Origin of the sequence: Kitasatospora sp. NPDC059599 (assembly GCF_042735125.1) — a bacterium.
Taxonomy (GTDB): domain Bacteria; phylum Actinomycetota; class Actinomycetes; order Streptomycetales; family Streptomycetaceae; genus Kitasatospora.
Window position 1 is genome coordinate 32,130 of record NZ_JBHWCL010000028.1, and the last position, 15,026, is coordinate 47,155.

The following is a 15,026-nucleotide window of genomic DNA, read 5'->3' on the forward strand; positions in this document are numbered from 1 at the left end:
GCGTCACGAGGTCGGCGGGTGGGCGCGGGTGCTGCGGTCAGGCGGCGAGTTCGCCGGCCTGGAGCTGCCAGAGGGATGCGTAGAGTCCGTGCCGGGCGACGAGTTCGTCGTGGGTGCCCTGTTCGGCGACGATGCCGCCCTTGTCCAGGACGTAGATCCGGTCGGCGTGGCGGACGGTGGAGAGCCGGTGGGCGATGATGACCATCGTCCGGTCGGCCGCGAAGCCGCGGAGCGTGCGTTGGATGGCGGCCTCGGTCTCGTTGTCCACGGCGGAGGTGGCCTCGTCCAGGATCACGACCGGTGCGTCCTTGAGGATCGCCCGTGCCAGGGCGATCCGTTGCCGCTGGCCGCCGGAGAGCGCGGCGCCGCGTTCGCCGATCAGGGTGTCGTAGCCGTCCGGCAGCGTCGAGATGAAGGTGTGCGCCTCGGCCATCGTGGCCGCTTCGACCACGGCCTCGTCCGAGGCTCCGAAGCGGCCGTAGCGGATGTTGTCGGCGATGCTGCCGTCGAAGAGGAACGGGTCCTGGGCGACGAACCCGATCGCGTGGCGCAGGTCGTGCCGGGGCAGGTCGCGCATGTCCCGCCCGTCGAGGAGCACGCTGCCGGATTCCGCGTCCTGGAAGCGCATCAGCAGCTTGGCGACCGTCGTCTTGCCGGAGCCGGTGGCGCCGACGAGGGCAGTGGTCCGCCCGGCGGGGATGGTCAGCGAGAGGTCGTCGAGCGCCGGCGGCCGACCCGGGTAGGCGAAGGTCACCCCGTCGAGGACGATCTCGCCCTGGACCTTCTCGACGTCGAGCGGTCCGCCGGTGCCCTCGGCCTCGACGGGCAGGGCCCGCAGCCGCTGGACCCGGTCGTGGGCGGCGAGGGTGCGCTGGTACTGGTCGACGATGCCGCCGAGCCGGTTCATCCGGAACAGCACCATCTGCGGCAGCCCGATCAACGGGCTGAACACCTCGAAGCGCAGGGTGCCGTTGAGCACCGCGCGGCCGCCGACCAGCAGGGTGCCGGCCATGGAGGCGGTCGTGCAGGCCCGGACGGTCTCGGCGTGGCGGATCGTGCTCCGGGCGGTCTGCTGGTTGCTCGCCTGGACTTCCTCGCTCAACCGGTCGATGCGTTCGGCCTCGTAGTCCTCGGTGCAGAAGCTCTTGACGGTGGCACCGGCCTCCAGCGTGTTGACCAGCTGGCTGTGCAGCCTGGCCCGGTTCTCGCCGGAGACGGCGTAGTCGCCCGCGACCTTGTCCTGGTAGTGGAGCGACAGCCAAGCGATGACGGGGATGGGCAGGAAGGCGATCCAGGCGATCTGCGGCGCCATCAGCAGGAACACCGGTACCAGGATGGCCAGGCTGGTGCCCAGGTGCAGCACGTCGTTGGCCGAGGTGGCGAAGAACGTGCCCAGCTGGCTGACGTCCTCGGTGAGCGCACCGGCGACCCGGCTGGTCCGCTCGCCCTCCAGGTGCCGCAGTTCGAGGTGCTGCACGTGGGCGTACGTCCGGCTGCGCCAGTCGTGCTCGATGTCCTGGCCGAGCCCGCGCCACTGGAGGTTCGACGCGTACGACAGGCCCGCTACGGCGGCGCAGGCGGCCGCCACCAGCCCGGCCAGTCCCCAGAGCTGGGCGGATGCGGTGGTCAGGCCGAGGCGGACCAGCGGCGCTGCCTCGCCCTTGATGAGCACCAGTCCCGTCCAGCCGAGGAAGGTGCCCAGCGCCATCTCCGAGACCTGGCAGGCGACCGAGAGCGCGGAGGCGCGGTAGAGCCGCTTCCGGTGCGGTCCGACGATCTCCAGCAGGGGGTGGCGTGCGGCTTCGGCCCCGGACAGGTCCCGGGTCGTCCCGACCGTTCTGCGCCAGGACTTCCGGACGACGGCCGCGGTCGCGGCCGCGACCCCGCCGAGTGCCACCAGCTGCCTGCTCAGCGCCGACCCGCGGATCAGTGCGATGCCGGCCGCCACACCGCCGCCGACGGCGAGGACGGGGCGCACGACGAGGCCGCGGTCCGGACGTCCGGCCGGTTCGCCGGCCGGGCGGGCGGGTGCCGGGGGTCGTGTCCTGGCCGGTCCTTCCGCGACCAGGGCGACCGCCCTGCGCACGATCCGGCCGATGTCCGCGGCGGGTACCCGTACGTCATGTCGGACGAGGACGCCGCCGGTGACGGGGTTGGCCTGGGCGGCGGTGATCCCGGGGACGCGGCGCAGGGCCGCGGCGAGGACTTCGGCCGTCCTGGGCCGCCCGATAATCAGCTTGACGTCCCAGCGCTGGCGGCCCGGAATGACCGAGCGCGGGCTCGCGTCCGAATCCACGGGGCCGAATCTGGCTGCGGCACCCAGCAGAGATGGCATGTGTACGATCACCTGTTTGCGGAGGTCGCGGGTAATCCGTCGACGGGCACGGCGGAATCGTGCGCACGGCGGAGTTACTGCGACGGAGTGGAAAGTCCGGAGGAGGGCGGGGATTCGGCCGAAAGGCCCACGGCCGGCCGCCGCGAGGGCTCGTCATCCGAGACCGGTCGGAGGACTCGCCCGGGCGGCGGGCCGGGCCGCGTATCAGGGGGTCATGACGTCTTGCCGGCGCCTGCGCCGGCGGTCGCGCGGATCTTCGGCGTCCTGGGCTCGCCCTCGACCCGGTCGGCGACCTCTTCCTTCTCGTGGTTGGAGGGTGTGGTCTTCTCGCCGTAGGGGCCCGTGGTCTCGGTGGGCCGGTGACCGTCACCGGAGGCGATCTGCGCCGCCACCATGTCGGCGGCCACCTCGGCCGCGAGGTCGTGGATGTTCTCCCCGGCCTCGTGGGCCGCCTTCTTCACCTCCATGACAACACCGACGGACGTCTTGACGACACCCCGCACCAGCGGCTTGAGGAGACGCTTCGCCAGCGGCGCGACGATGAGACCGATCAGGAACGGCGGAACTACGGGCGGCATGATGCTCCAACCTCTCTACGCAGACGTATGACAGGGGACTCCGGGTACTGCGGACTCCGGAGCGCGCACAGCGGGACGGACGGAGGCACCCGTTTCCGGAATTCTCGATTCCCGTGCCGGATTTCCAGCCGGGTCGAATTCCTCGTCGAGAGGGGTGCACCGCCCGTTCCCCGATCACCGTAGTCCAGTCCTGTCCATCGAGACCAAACAGTCCTCGCCGGTTTCACTCGTGCGAGTGCCATCCGACGTTCGGGCCGCAACGAATTGGCCGGAGGGCACACATCAAGCGAAGCGCTATTCATATGAACCGACTTCTAGAGATCGCCGTCGTGCCGCGTTCCGAGTTCTCTCGCCACCCGTCGGCGCAGGGCGGGGAACGGCAGCGCCCCGCCTCCCAGCACCGCCTCGTGGAAGGCCCGCACGTCGAACCCGGCACCCAGGTCCGCCTCGGCCCGCGCCCGCAGCCCGCCGAACTCCAGGTAGCCCGCGCGGTAGGACAGCGCCTGCCCCGGCAGGTCCGTCGAGTACCGCAACAGGTCGGAGGCGATCTGGCCGTCCGCCTCGGTGGAGTTGGCCCGCATGAAGTCCCGGGCCTGCGCGAAGCTCATCGTCCCGAGGTTGAGCCCGGTGTCCACCACGAGCCGCTGCGCGGTGAACCGCTCCTGCGCGAGGCGCCCGTACGCGTCCCACGGGTCGTCGTAGAGCCCCATCTCCCAGCCGAGCCCCGCCGCGTACTCGGCCCAGCCCTCGCCGAACGCACCGAACTCGGCGGCCTCACGCCGCAGTCGCGGCAGTGAGCGGTCCTCCGCCTGACGGGCGAGGTGGAAGTGGTGCCCCGGCGCCAGCTCGTGATAGATCAGGGAGGCCGAGCCGATCAGCGATCTGCCGTCCAGACCCGACCCGTTGTAGCGGTAACGCCCGACCGGACTCGCCGCGGTCGGCAGCTCGTAGTACCCGAAGGTCATCCCCGACTCCAGCGCCGGGTCCAACCGGGCCAACCCGTACGGGGCGGCCGGCACGGTGGCGAACCATCTCGGCAGCAGTGGGGCCAGCCGGTCGAGGTGGCCGCGGAACCGGGCCTCGACCTCCTCGGGCGTCCGGGCGTACAGCCGGGGCTCGGACCTGAGCCGCTCGTGGAACTCGGCCTCGGAGCCGTGGAAGCCCAGGGTCGCGCGCACCTCCCGCATCCGCTCGGCGAGTTCGCGGCACTGGCCGCGGCCGAGCTCGTGCAGCCGCTCGGGCGGGGTGTCGCCCCCGGTGCCGGTCCGGACGAAGTCCCGGTACGCCTCCTCGCCGCCCTCGTAGCGCGCCCAGCCGACCTCCTGCGGCGCCGTGCCCGGATCGGCCGGGTCGTCGACGAGGCCGAGCAGCCGGTCGAAGGCCGGCGTCAACTCCGTCTCCACCAGCCGCCGTACGCCGTCCCGGAGGCGTCCGCGCTCGGCCGGCCCCAGGCCGCCGAGCCGGTCGTCCGCCACCGTCACCCTGCGCGCCGCGGAGGACCGCAGGCCCTCGACCGTGGCCCGCACTCCGGCCAGGGCGGGTGCGGGCACCCGGAAACCGCGCGCGGCCTGTCCGACCACCTTGTCGCCGATCGAGCCGACCACACCCGCCAGTTCGCGCACCAGCGCCAGGTAGCGCCCGGTGTCGGCCCGTTCGGCGAACCGGAACGGGCCCAGGACCGCGTCGACGTACAGCGACAGCGGGAACAGCCGGTACGGCGTGACGGCGGGCGTCAGCCAGTACCACCGGCGGGAGCGCAGCTCCTGCTCCGCCAGTGCCGCGAGGACGGCCGCGGTGTCGGCGTCGGCACCGGACAGCTCCGCACCGTCGAGCCCCCGGACCCGCTCCAGCACGCCCGCCGCGAGCCGCGCCCGTTCCTCGGCCTCGGCGAGCGACACCCCCGGCAGCGTCTCGACCGGGAGCCCCTGGCGGACTCGCAGCAAAGGATCCCGCTCCAGCAGGAACTCCCAGTAGCGGTCCGCCAGGTGACCGACCTCACGACCCGGTTCGTTCGTCCTCATGCCGACATCCTGGCCGTGCCGGACCGTCAGGTCACCCGGTCGGCGACACACGGGCGGCGACACCCCTCGAACGAGTGAATCAGGAACTCCGCCCCCACCGTCACGCGCCGTCGCCGACCGCTCCCACCCTGGCCGGCGGCGACTCCCCTGATTCGAACACTGCTTCCCCGCAGGCGAGTTGAATCGCCACCGCCAATTCCCGGTGGCACCATGACGGCATGCCCCGTCGCCCCCTGCCGGTCGCCCTGACCGGCGCCATGACCGCTGCGGCCGTCGCGCTGAGCGGCTGCGGCGGAGCCGCACCGTCCTCGACGACCACACCGCTCGTGGACCGCGGGACCGTCCGGATCGCGGCGGCCGCCGAGACCCCGAGCTTCAACCCGTACACCGCCTTCGGCGCCGCGCAGGCCCGCTACGCCTACGACTCGCTGGTCGACATCACCACCGACGGCACCGTGGTCACCGGCCTCGCCTCGTCCTGGCAGGCCACGACCACCACCGCCACCTTCACCCTCCGCCCGGGCGTCACCTGCTCCGACGGCACTCCCCTCACCGCCTCGGCGGTGGCCCGGGCGCTCACCTACGCGGCCGACCCGGCCAACCAGCTCCCCGGCGCCCGGACCGTCCTCCCGAACGTCCCGTTCACCGTCGGCGCCGACGACCGGACCGGCACGGTGTCGGCGACCACCACCGCTCCCTTCCCGTTCCTCACCCGCACCCTCGGACTGCTGCCGATCGTCTGCCCCGCCGGACTCGACCGGCCCGAGGCGCTGGACCGCACCACCCGGGGCACCGGCCCCTACCTGCTGACCCGCTACACCCCCGGCGGACCGTACGAGTTCACCGTCCGCGAGGGGTACGCCTGGGGCCCGGACGGTGCGACCACCGCAGAGCCCGGCCTTCCGGCCCGCATCGTCCTCTCGGTGGTGCCCCAGGCCTCCACCGCGGCCAACCTGCTGCTCACCGGCGGTGTCGACATCGCGAACGTGAACGGGCCGGACCGCGCCCGTCTCACCGGCCACGGCCTGGCCACCACCGACGTGGCGACCGTGGTCGGGCTGACCTTCTTCAACCAGCGCCCCGGCCGGGCCCTCGCCGACCCGGCGCTGCGCCGCGCCCTGGTCTCCGGACTCGACCGCCAGGGGCTCGCCAACGTCGCCGTCGGCGGCACCGGCCGGCCCGCCACCGACTTCGGCGCCGAGGGCGCCGTCTGCCACGCCGACCTCGCCGCCGACCTGCCCGCACAGGACGCCGCCGGGGCGCTGCGGGCCGCCGGCTGGACCCGCACCGGCCACGGCCCGCTCACCAAGGACGGCCGACCGCTCCGCCTCCGCCTGATCACCAGCCCCGACCTCGGACCGACCCTGCCGTCCGTCGCCGAGCTGATGTCCCGGGAATGGACGGCGCTCGGCGCACAGGTCGACCTCGTCACCGAGAGCCTGCCCGCACTCGTCAACGCCATGTACCGGAGCGGTGAGTTCGACGTGGTGGTCGGCACCTCGCCGGGCTTCGCCCTGCCGGTCGGCTTCATCCCGTTCTTCTCCGGCCCCGCCCCCGCCCAGGGCCTCAACTTCGCGGGCGTGACCGACCCCGAGTACGACGCGCTGGTCGCCCAGGCGCTCCAGGAGACCGACACGACCGGCTGCGCCACCTGGAACCGGGCCTCCGCCGCGCTCCTCCGCTCGGCCGACGGCCTGCCGATCGCCGACGGGCGGAGCAGCGTGTACGGCTACCGCACCACGTTCTCCACGACCTTCGGCGGCCAGATCGTCCCCACCAGCATCCGCCTCCACCAGTGACCGCCTCCACCCGTGATCAGAGGGCCCACCGTGTCCGTACCCCAGCTGCTGCGGCACCCGTGGACGGCGTTCCTCGGCCGCCGCACCGCCCGGCTGCTGCTCTCCCTCGGGGTCGTGCTCACCGCGTCGTTCGCGATGATCCGCCTCATCCCCGGGGACCCGGTCCGCGCCGCGCTCGGTGTCGACGCCGCCCCCGGCCTGGTGGCCGCCCGCAGGCACGGCCTCGGCCTCGACGCGCCCTTCCTGTCCCAGTACCGGCACTACCTCGGTGGCCTCCTGCACGGCGACCTCGGCACCTCCCTGGTCACCGGGACACCGGTCGCCGAGCTGGTCCGCACCCGGCTGCCGGCCACCCTGGAGATCGCCGGCCTGGCCTTCCTGGTCACCCTCGCCGTCGCCCTGCCCTGCGGTCTGCTGGCTGCCGTCCATACCCGCGACGGACGGCATCCGCGCACCGAGCTGGCGTTCACCGCGGTCACCGCCGCCCTGGCCGGGGTACCGGACTTCGTGCTGGCCGCCGGGCTCACCGCGCTGCTGGCCGTCGGCCTGCAACTGCTCCCGGTGGCGGGCGCGGCGGGCGTCGAGTCCTTCGTCCTGCCGGTCCTCGCGCTCTCCCTCGCGCCCACCGTCGTCCTGGTGCGCATCGTCCGGGTGGAGACGCTGAAGGTGCTGAACGAGGACTACATGCGCACCGCCCGGAGCAAACGGCTGTCCCCCGCCCGCCGTTACCTGCGGCACGCCGCGCCGAACACCGCGACCGCCGCACTCACCGTCGCCGGGAGCCTGCTGCCCGCCCTGATCGCCGGCACCGTGCTGGTGGAGAAGGTGTTCGCCTGGCCCGGCATCGGTTCGGCGATGGCACAGTCCGTCGTCGCGCAGGACTACCCGGTCGTCCAGGCGATGGTGCTGGTGCTGGGTACCACCGTGCTGCTCGCCGGCCTCCTGGTCGACGTGCTGCTGGCCGTGCTCGACCCCCGTTCGACGATCCGGGAGATGTGACCATGCCCCTGACCCTCGGACGCCGACGCTCACTCATGGCCCGGATCACGGCGGCCATGCTGGCCTCGCTGGTCGTGCTCGCGCTGGTCGGCCCGCTCGTCCGGGGCGAGTCGGCGGACCTCCCGGACCCCTCCGCGGTGCTCCAGGGCCCCTCGGTGGCGCACCCGTTCGGCACCGACAACCTCGGCCGGGACCTGCTGGCCAGGGTCCTGACGGCCACCCGGCCCTCCCTGCTGCTCGCGCTGACGGCGGTCCTGCTCGGCGCCGCCGGGGGCATCCTCCTCGGGGCGTCCACCGCCGTGGTCGGCCCCCGTGCCCGTCGGCTGCTCGCCGGGCTGATCAACCTCCTTCTCGCCTTCCCGGCGCTCCTGGTCGCGATGTTCCTCGCGGTCGTGTTCGGCGCGGGCGCCGACGGGGCGGTACTCGCCCTCGCCGTCGCGGGCATCCCCGGATTCGCCCGGCTCGCCCAGACCCTCGCCGCCGGCGTGGCGGGCACCGACCACCTGGCCGCCGCCCGGGTCCTCGGCCTGCGCCGACACCGGCTGCTGTGGCGGCACGTCCTGCCCAACATCGCCGAGCCACTGCTGCTGAGCACCACCACGGCGGCGGGCACCGCCCTCGTCGCGCTCTCCGGGCTGAGCTTCCTCGGCCTCGGCGTCCAGCCGCCCGACTACGACTGGGGGCAGCTGCTCAACCAGGGGCTCGACCGCATCTACGTCGAGCCCCTGCCCGCACTCGCCCCGGGCCTGGCCATCCTGTACGCGGCCCTGACCTTCCAACTGCTCGGCGAGGTCCTCGCCGCAGGCGTCGCCCGGCGGAGCCCAACCCGCCGTACGCCCGCGCCACCGTCTGCCCCATGGGGGTCCCCCCGGCCGAAGGCTGGGGGAGGGCCGGCCGGGGACGGCCCGGTGCTCCAGGTCGAGGACCTCCACGTCGAACTCCCCACGCCGGACGGGGTGATCCGGCCGGTGCGCGGTGTGAGCCTGTCGCTCCGGCCGGGCGAGATCGTCGGGCTCGTAGGCGAGTCGGGCTCGGGCAAGTCACTCACCGCGCTCGCCATCGCCGACCTGCTCCCGGACGATGCCCGGGTGTCCCGACGCACCCTCCGCGTGCTCGGCGCCGACCTTGCCGCCATGACCCCCGGGGAGCGCGACCACCACCTCGCGACGGGCCTCGCCATGATCTTCCAGAACCCGGCCTCGGCGCTCAACCCGTCCCTGCGGGTCGCCACCCAGCTCACTGAGTCCGTCCGGGCGCATCGCGGCGCGAGCCGCACTCAGGCCCTCGCGGAAGCCGCGGACGCCCTGCACCGGGTCGCGCTCCCTCCGGCACTGCTGCACTCGCGCCCCCACCAGCTCTCCGGCGGCCAGCGCCAGCGCGTGATGATCGCGGCCGCACTGATGGTCCGGCCGGGCCTGATCATCGCCGACGAGCCGACCACCGCGCTCGACGTCACCGTGCAGCGGCAGATCACCCGGCTGCTGTCCGAGATCCGGCAGGCCACCTCCGCCGCGGTCCTGTTCATCAGCCACGACATCGCGCTCGTGAGCGAGTTCTGCGAACGGGTCCTGGTGATGTACGCGGGCACGATCGTCGAGGCGCTACCCGCCGACCGCCTCGCCACCGGCGCCCGGCACCCCTACACCCGCGCGTTGGTCGCCTCGGTGCCGGACCTCGGCGCGGACCGCGACCGGCCGCTGCCGACCGTGGAGGGCGCCCCGCCCGACCCGCTCGCGCCCTCCCCGGGCTGCCCGTTCGAACCCCGCTGCCCGAGCCGCCGGAGCCGCTGCGCCGAGCAGGCCCCGCCACTGGACGACCTCGACGCGGCGCACCGGCTCGCCTGCTGGAACCCGGTGCCGGTGACGGTCGAGGCGGTGAAGCCGTGACCACCCTTCAGCTCCGCGACCTCACCGTCCGCCACCACGGCCCGCGCGGCCCGGTCACCGCCGTGGACGGCGTCTGCCTGGACGTACCGTCCGGCAGCACCCTCGGGCTGGTCGGCGAGTCCGGCTCGGGAAAGTCCAGCCTGGCCCGGGCCGTCGTCGGTCTCACCCCGGTGCACGGGGGCCGGGTCCTGCTCGACGGCCGGGAGGTCCGTGTCCGCACCGTACGCGACCGGCGACGGCTCGGCCGGCTGGTCCAGGTCGTCCTCCAGGACCCGGACACCGCACTGGACCCGAGGATGACGGTCCGTCAGACCCTGGTCGAGGCGGCCACCGTCTTCCACCGGCTCGACCGGCCGGCCCGCATCGAGCGCGTCACCGCCCTGCTCGAACTCGTCGGCCTGGACCCCCGGTTCGCGGACCGCCTGCCCCGCCGGTTGTCCGGCGGCCAGCGCCAGCGGGTCGCCGTCGCCCGCGCCCTGGCCGTCGGACCGCGCCTGCTGATCGCCGACGAGATCACCTCGGCCCTCGACGTCTCGGTGCAGGCGGCCGTCCTCAACACGATCCGCGACCTCCAGCGGCGGCTCGGCCTGTCGATGCTGTTCATCGGCCACAACCTGCCCGCGGTCTGCCACGTCTCCGACGCGGTGGCGGTGATGCGGCACGGCCGGATCGTCGAGACCGCCCCCACCGACGCCATCCTGTGCACCCCGCAACACCCCTACACCCGGACGCTGCTCGACTCCGTACCCAGCCTGAGGAGGGTCCGATGACCACCCGCCAACCGGACGCCGTCGTGGTCGGAGCCGGGGTGATCGGTTCGGCCGTCGCCCTCGAACTCGCCCGCACCGGGCGGCAGGTGGTCGTCGTGGACAAGGCGGGCGCGGCCGGACACGGCTCCACCAGCGCTTCCAGTGCGATCGTCCGGTTCAACTACTCCACCTTCGACGGCGTCGCCACGGCCTGGGAGGCCCGGCACCTCTGGACGTCCTGGACCGACCACCTGCGGCTCCCCGGCCGCAGCCCGCTCGCCGCCTTCCACCGCACCGGCGCCGTACTGCTCGACTCCCCCCTCGCCGCGCCCTCCGACGTCGCCGCCCTGTTCGACCGCGCCGGCGTCCCGTACGAACGCTGGGACGCCTCCGCGCTGCGCCGTCACCTGCCCGGGATCGACCCCGGCCGGTACTGGCCGCCGAAGCCGGTGGACGACGACGCCTTCTTCGCCGGCCCGTCCGGCGAGCTCGGCGCCCTGTTCACCCCGGACGCCGGGTACGTCGACGACCCGCAGCTCGCCGCGCAGAACCTCGCGGACGCGGCGGGCGAACTCGGCACGCGCTTCCTGTTCCACCGCACCGTGGTGGCCGTCGACCGGTACGCGGACCGGGTGGCGGGCATCCGCCTGGCCGACGGCGAGCGGATCGCCGCGCCGGTCGTGGTCAACGCCGCCGGCCCGTGGTCGGGCGGCCTCAACCGACTGGCGGGGGTCGGCGGCGACTTCACGATCGGCGTGCGTCCACTGCGCGAGGAGGTCCACCAGGTCGCCGTGGGCGGCCACGCCGCCGGCCCCGGTCCCGTGGTCGCCGACCTCGACCTCGGCACCTACCTGCGCCCCGCCCCCGACGGGCGCCTCCTGGTCGGCGGGACCGAGCCGGACTGCGACCCGCACGAGTGGATCGACGATCCGGACGAGGCCGACCCCCGCCCCACCGCCCAGCGGTTCCGGGCCCAGGTCACCCGGGCCGCACGCCGCTTCCCGGAGATCGGCGTCCCCAACCGGCCGCTCGGGGTCGCGGGGGTGTACGACGCCGCCGACGACTGGACCCCGATCTACGACCGCACCGCCCTCGGCGGCTACTACGTCGCCATGGGCACCAGCGGCAACCAGTTCAAGAACGCCCCACTGGTGGGCCGCTTCCTCGCGGCCCTGATCGACCTGGTCGAAGCCGGCCACGACCATGACGGCGACCCGGTCCGCTACCGCTGCGAGCACACCGGCAACACCGTGGACCTGGGCTCCTTCTCCCGGCGACGCGCGGTCCGAGCGGACTCCGCGCGGACGGTCATGGGCTGATCACCCGCAGCTCCCGCACCAGGTCCCCGACCACGCCGACGACGAACTCAGGCGCCTCGTGCGGGAAGTCGTGGCCCGTCCCCTCCGGCGTGTGCACCAGTCGCGACGCCGTCGACGCCGCCAGGTACCGGACCCTGCTGCGGAGGTAGAAGCGGCTGATCCGCTCGGCCTCGACCGCGTCCCGGGCGCCGGCCAGCACCGCCTCACCGCCGATGAGGTCCCGCGGTATCACCAGCACCAGCGGCAGGTCTCCGAGATCCCCGTCGTACACCACGGTCTCCCAGCCCACCCGCGCCAAGCCGGCCGGCGTGAGCTCCCCGAAGGCCGACGCAGCGGCGCACAGCTGCCCGGTCCGCCCGCGGCCGGGGCCCCGGTGCGCACCGAACAGCTGCCGCACCGCAGCCAGCAGCATCCCGCGGCGCATCGCCGCGAGCTGCCCGCCGGCCGGCGCGAAGGCGATGACCTCCAGCGGCGTCGGATCCAGCAGCACGAGCCCGGCCACCAGCTCCGGCCGACGCCTGGCCACGTTCGCGACCAGTAACCCGCCGAAGGAATGACCGACGAACACGAACGGAGCCCGCTCGCCCGCCGCCGCCAGCGCGGCCGGCAGCTCCTCCGCCTCGGCCGCCGTCGTCCGCGGGAAGGGCCCGACGTCGCTCCAGCCCGTCCCGAGGCGGTCGACCAGCACCGACCGGGCCCGGGCCGACAGCATCGTGTGCAGTTCCCGGAAGTCCTCGCCTGGGGTGTGCCCGCCGGGCATCCAGACCACCGTCGGCCCGGCCCCGGCCTCCCCCTCGGCGAGGACGTGCATCCGGTGCCCGCCCACGTCGACCAGCCGCCCCGGCGGCGGGTTCTCCCGCGCCTCCCGGGCCACCAGCACCACGTGTCGCACGGCTCCCACCGCCAGCAGCACACCGCCGGCCAACGCCAGGCCACCGAGCGCCACCGCCCATGCCGCCCCCACCCCGACGAGGCCACCGCCCACTCCCACCACCACCAGCGCGACCGGCACCCCCAGCCAGTCCCGGCTCAGCAGCGCGAGAAAGGAGTTCGCCACCTGCCCGTTCCGTCGCATCGGTCCTCCGCGACAGCAGCGTCCGCCGACTGCCCCCTGCCCGTCTCTTTCCCGCGCGCTCGCCCCCTCACGCGGCCGCTCTCCCCGTCACCCGGAAGAAGTCCCCCACAGCCCACCAGCCCCGGGTGCCCGGACGCACCCGGGGCTGGGCCGGTCGGCTGACGGCCGGGCACCGCCGGACCGACCGGCCCGACCGGTCCCCTGGTCCCGGCTCCGTGACCGGCCGAAGATGGCGACATGGGAGCTGACGTCGTGGGTACCGGACTGCTGGTGACGAACGTGCGCGTCTTCGACGGGACCGGCACGGAGCCGGTGCCGGGGCACGTCCGAGTGGAAGGGGACAGGATCGCGGAGGTGGTGCCGGGCGGCGACCTCCCACGCGGCCTCCCCGGCGGCACGGCGGTGCTCGACGGCGGAGGCCGCACCCTCCTCCCCGGCCTCACCGACGCGCACGTCCACCTGTTCGCGATCGGCGGCACCATGGCGGAACTCCAGCTCGCACCGACCGGCACCGTCTACTACCGGGCGCTGGCCGCGGCCCGCGACATGCTGATGCGCGGCTTCACCACCGTGCGGGACATGGCCGGCGACACCGAACCGCTCCGGCGCGTGCTGGACCTCGGGCTGTTCCCCGGCCCACGGATCTACCCGAGCCAGGCGGCCGTCTCCCAGACCGCCGGCCACGGCGACTTCGGGACGGTCCACGACGCCCCCACCGCCCTGGGCGGGCCACCGGCCCGGAGCGAACAGATCGGGTTCACCCGGGTGGCCGACGGTCCGGAACGGGTGCTCGCCGCAGTACGCGAACAGCTCAAGAAGGGCGCCACCCAGATCAAGCTGATGGCCGGCGGCGGCGTCATCTCCGAGTTCGACCCGCTGGACGTCCTCCAGTTCACCACGGCCGAACTGGAGGCCGCCGTCGCCGCGGCCTCCGACTGGGGCACCTACGTGACCGTGCACGTCTACACCTCCGAAGGGGTCCGCCGCGCGGTGCAGGCCGGAGTGCGCTGCATCGAGCACGGGCACCTCGTCGACGAGGACACCATCCGCTACCTCGCGGAGCAGGGCGTGTGGCTGAGCACCCAGCCGTTCGCGGTCGACGACCACCACTACGCCTCCGTGGACAGCGACCGCAAGAACCGCGAGGTGTGCGAAGGCGTCGCCCGCACCATCGGCTGGGCGGTGAAACACGGTGTACGGCTGGCCTTCGGCACCGACCTGGTCCTCGACCCCGGGAAGGCCCACCGGCAGAACGAGATGCTCGTCCGGCTCGCCACCCACCTCAGCCCGGCCGAAGCCCTGCGGACGGCCACCTCCGGCAACGCCGAACTCTTCCGCCTGTCCGGCCGCCGCGACCCCTACCGCGCCGCGCCGCTCGGCGTCATCGCGCCGGGAGCATGGGCCGACCTCCTGGTCGTCGACGGCGACCCGACCACCGACCTCTCCGTCCTCGCCGACCCCGAACGCAACCTCCGACTGATCGTCAAGAACGGCGTCGTCCACAAGAACGAACTCGGCTGAGCAGAACGGGCTTCCGCCTCCCCGCGGCGGCCCGGTGGCACGGTCCGCCACACCGGAGTCCCATCGGCTGGATCCACAGCGGCACCGCACGGACACCGACTCGGGCTCCGGGTTCGAGGAAGCCGACGGTTCAGCGGTGCTCCGGGTCGTCGCGGACATCGGGGGTCGGAGTGTTCGGCGTCTCGGGTACGGGGTGGGCGTCAGGTGTCCGAGTTCTGTGCGGGTGAGTCGGGGAAGGCCGGTTCGGGGGGTTCCTCGCCGACGAGGGCGGCGTCGACACGGGAGCGGATGTAGGCGCCGGTCACGGGACAGCTGAGCGGATGGTCGGCCGGGCACTGCAGCATGTGCCGCATCGCGGTGGCGGCGCGGGTGAGCCGGTCGATCCGCTCCTGCACGGCGTCGTGCTGGGCGGTGATGAGGGCGTGACGCTCGCGCGCGCGTGCGCTGGTCATGATGGCGGCGGTGTCGGCGAGGGGCATCATGCCGTCGTCGTGCCACAGCTGGGCATAGGCGAGCCGTTCCAGAGCGGCGCGGTCGTACTGGCGCACCCGGCCGCGCCGGGCGGTGGACTGGATCAGTCCGCATTCCTCGTAGTAGCGCAGGGTCGGCACCGAGACCCCGAAGGCGCGGGCGACCTCGCTGATCGAGTACAGCTGCTCCATCGGATCCTCCGGAAGCGGGCACTTGCGCTCAAGTGGACTTGAGCGCGCAGGGTTGGGGCAAGCCTAACCACCGAGTGTCCGG

11 protein-coding genes are annotated in these 15,026 nt (G+C 73.7%); 6 read left to right on the forward strand and 5 right to left on the reverse strand.

The genetic code is table 11. The features are described from left to right. Positions 1 to 37: 37 nt before the first annotated feature. The 3 genes from ACFV04_RS13055 to ACFV04_RS13065 all read right to left on the reverse strand — a co-directional run bounded on the left by ACFV04_RS13055 (position 38) and on the right by ACFV04_RS13065 (position 4,934). The gene (locus ACFV04_RS13055; RefSeq protein ID WP_380528878.1) at positions 38 to 2,296 is read right to left on the reverse strand and encodes an ATP-binding cassette domain-containing protein; all 2,259 of its coding nucleotides are present in this window, start codon (positions 2,294 to 2,296) and stop codon (positions 38 to 40) included. Between the two features lie 251 nt (positions 2,297 to 2,547). Further along, the gene (locus ACFV04_RS13060) at positions 2,548 to 2,913 is read right to left on the reverse strand and encodes a DUF5132 domain-containing protein (protein ID WP_380528879.1); all 366 of its coding nucleotides are present in this window, start codon (positions 2,911 to 2,913) and stop codon (positions 2,548 to 2,550) included. Positions 2,914 to 3,227: 314 nt separating this feature from the next. Next, the gene (locus ACFV04_RS13065; RefSeq protein ID WP_380528881.1) at positions 3,228 to 4,934 is read right to left on the reverse strand and encodes a DUF885 domain-containing protein; all 1,707 of its coding nucleotides are present in this window, start codon (positions 4,932 to 4,934) and stop codon (positions 3,228 to 3,230) included. Positions 4,935 to 5,152: 218 nt separating this feature from the next. Between ACFV04_RS13065 and ACFV04_RS13070 the strand changes: the two genes are divergently transcribed. From ACFV04_RS13070 to ACFV04_RS13090, 5 genes are read left to right on the forward strand one after another with little or no spacing between them, the layout of a single operon-like run. Beyond that, positions 5,153 to 6,733, forward strand: coding sequence for an ABC transporter substrate-binding protein (locus tag ACFV04_RS13070; protein WP_380528883.1), 1,581 nt, complete (start codon positions 5,153 to 5,155; stop codon positions 6,731 to 6,733). Positions 6,734 to 6,763: 30 nt separating this feature from the next. Beyond that, the gene (locus ACFV04_RS13075) at positions 6,764 to 7,732 is read left to right on the forward strand and encodes an ABC transporter permease (RefSeq protein ID WP_380528885.1); all 969 of its coding nucleotides are present in this window, start codon (positions 6,764 to 6,766) and stop codon (positions 7,730 to 7,732) included. 2 nt (positions 7,733 to 7,734) lie between these two features. Then, entirely contained in the window at positions 7,735 to 9,618 is a 1,884-nt protein-coding gene (locus ACFV04_RS13080; protein ID WP_380528887.1) for a dipeptide/oligopeptide/nickel ABC transporter permease/ATP-binding protein, read from the forward strand. Beyond that, positions 9,615 to 10,388, forward strand: coding sequence for an ABC transporter ATP-binding protein (locus ACFV04_RS13085; RefSeq protein WP_380528889.1), 774 nt, complete (start codon positions 9,615 to 9,617; stop codon positions 10,386 to 10,388). The genes ACFV04_RS13080 and ACFV04_RS13085 overlap by 4 nt, the downstream gene beginning before the upstream one ends. Beyond that, entirely contained in the window at positions 10,385 to 11,686 is a 1,302-nt protein-coding gene (locus tag ACFV04_RS13090) for an NAD(P)/FAD-dependent oxidoreductase (RefSeq protein ID WP_380528891.1), read from the forward strand. Before ACFV04_RS13085 ends, ACFV04_RS13090 begins: the two co-directional genes overlap by 4 nt. Here ACFV04_RS13090 and ACFV04_RS13095 read toward each other — a convergent pair. Then, entirely contained in the window at positions 11,676 to 12,743 is a 1,068-nt protein-coding gene (locus tag ACFV04_RS13095; protein WP_380528893.1) for an alpha/beta fold hydrolase, read from the reverse strand. The two genes, ACFV04_RS13090 and ACFV04_RS13095, sit on opposite strands and share 11 nt — an antisense overlap. A 255-nt stretch (positions 12,744 to 12,998) precedes the next feature. Between ACFV04_RS13095 and ACFV04_RS13100 the strand changes: the two genes are divergently transcribed. Next, positions 12,999 to 14,282 carry an amidohydrolase family protein gene (locus ACFV04_RS13100; RefSeq protein WP_380528895.1) on the forward strand — a complete coding sequence of 428 codons (1,284 nt, stop codon included), beginning with the start codon at positions 12,999 to 13,001 and terminating at the stop codon, positions 14,280 to 14,282. A gap of 200 nt (positions 14,283 to 14,482) precedes the next feature. Here the strand turns inward: ACFV04_RS13100 and ACFV04_RS13105 are convergent, their stop codons facing one another. Next, the gene (locus tag ACFV04_RS13105) at positions 14,483 to 14,944 is read right to left on the reverse strand and encodes a MerR family transcriptional regulator (protein WP_380528897.1); all 462 of its coding nucleotides are present in this window, start codon (positions 14,942 to 14,944) and stop codon (positions 14,483 to 14,485) included. Between the last annotated feature and the right edge of the window lie 82 nt (positions 14,945 to 15,026).

What these genes read in the sequence shown, in the direction of transcription:
- ACFV04_RS13060 (WP_380528879.1), bottom strand. Translation starts at nt 2,913, where the DNA reads ATGCCGCCCGTAGTTCCGCCGTTCCTGATCGGTCTCATCGTCGCGCCG.
- ACFV04_RS13080 (WP_380528887.1), top strand. Translation starts at nt 7,735, where the DNA reads ATGCCCCTGACCCTCGGACGCCGACGCTCACTCATGGCCCGGATCACG.
- ACFV04_RS13105 (WP_380528897.1), bottom strand. Translation starts at nt 14,944, where the DNA reads ATGGAGCAGCTGTACTCGATCAGCGAGGTCGCCCGCGCCTTCGGGGTC.
- ACFV04_RS13065 (WP_380528881.1), bottom strand. Translation starts at nt 4,934, where the DNA reads ATGAGGACGAACGAACCGGGTCGTGAGGTCGGTCACCTGGCGGACCGC.
- ACFV04_RS13070 (WP_380528883.1), top strand. Translation starts at nt 5,153, where the DNA reads ATGCCCCGTCGCCCCCTGCCGGTCGCCCTGACCGGCGCCATGACCGCT.
- ACFV04_RS13100 (WP_380528895.1), top strand. Translation starts at nt 12,999, where the DNA reads ATGGGAGCTGACGTCGTGGGTACCGGACTGCTGGTGACGAACGTGCGC.
- ACFV04_RS13090 (WP_380528891.1), top strand. Translation starts at nt 10,385, where the DNA reads ATGACCACCCGCCAACCGGACGCCGTCGTGGTCGGAGCCGGGGTGATC.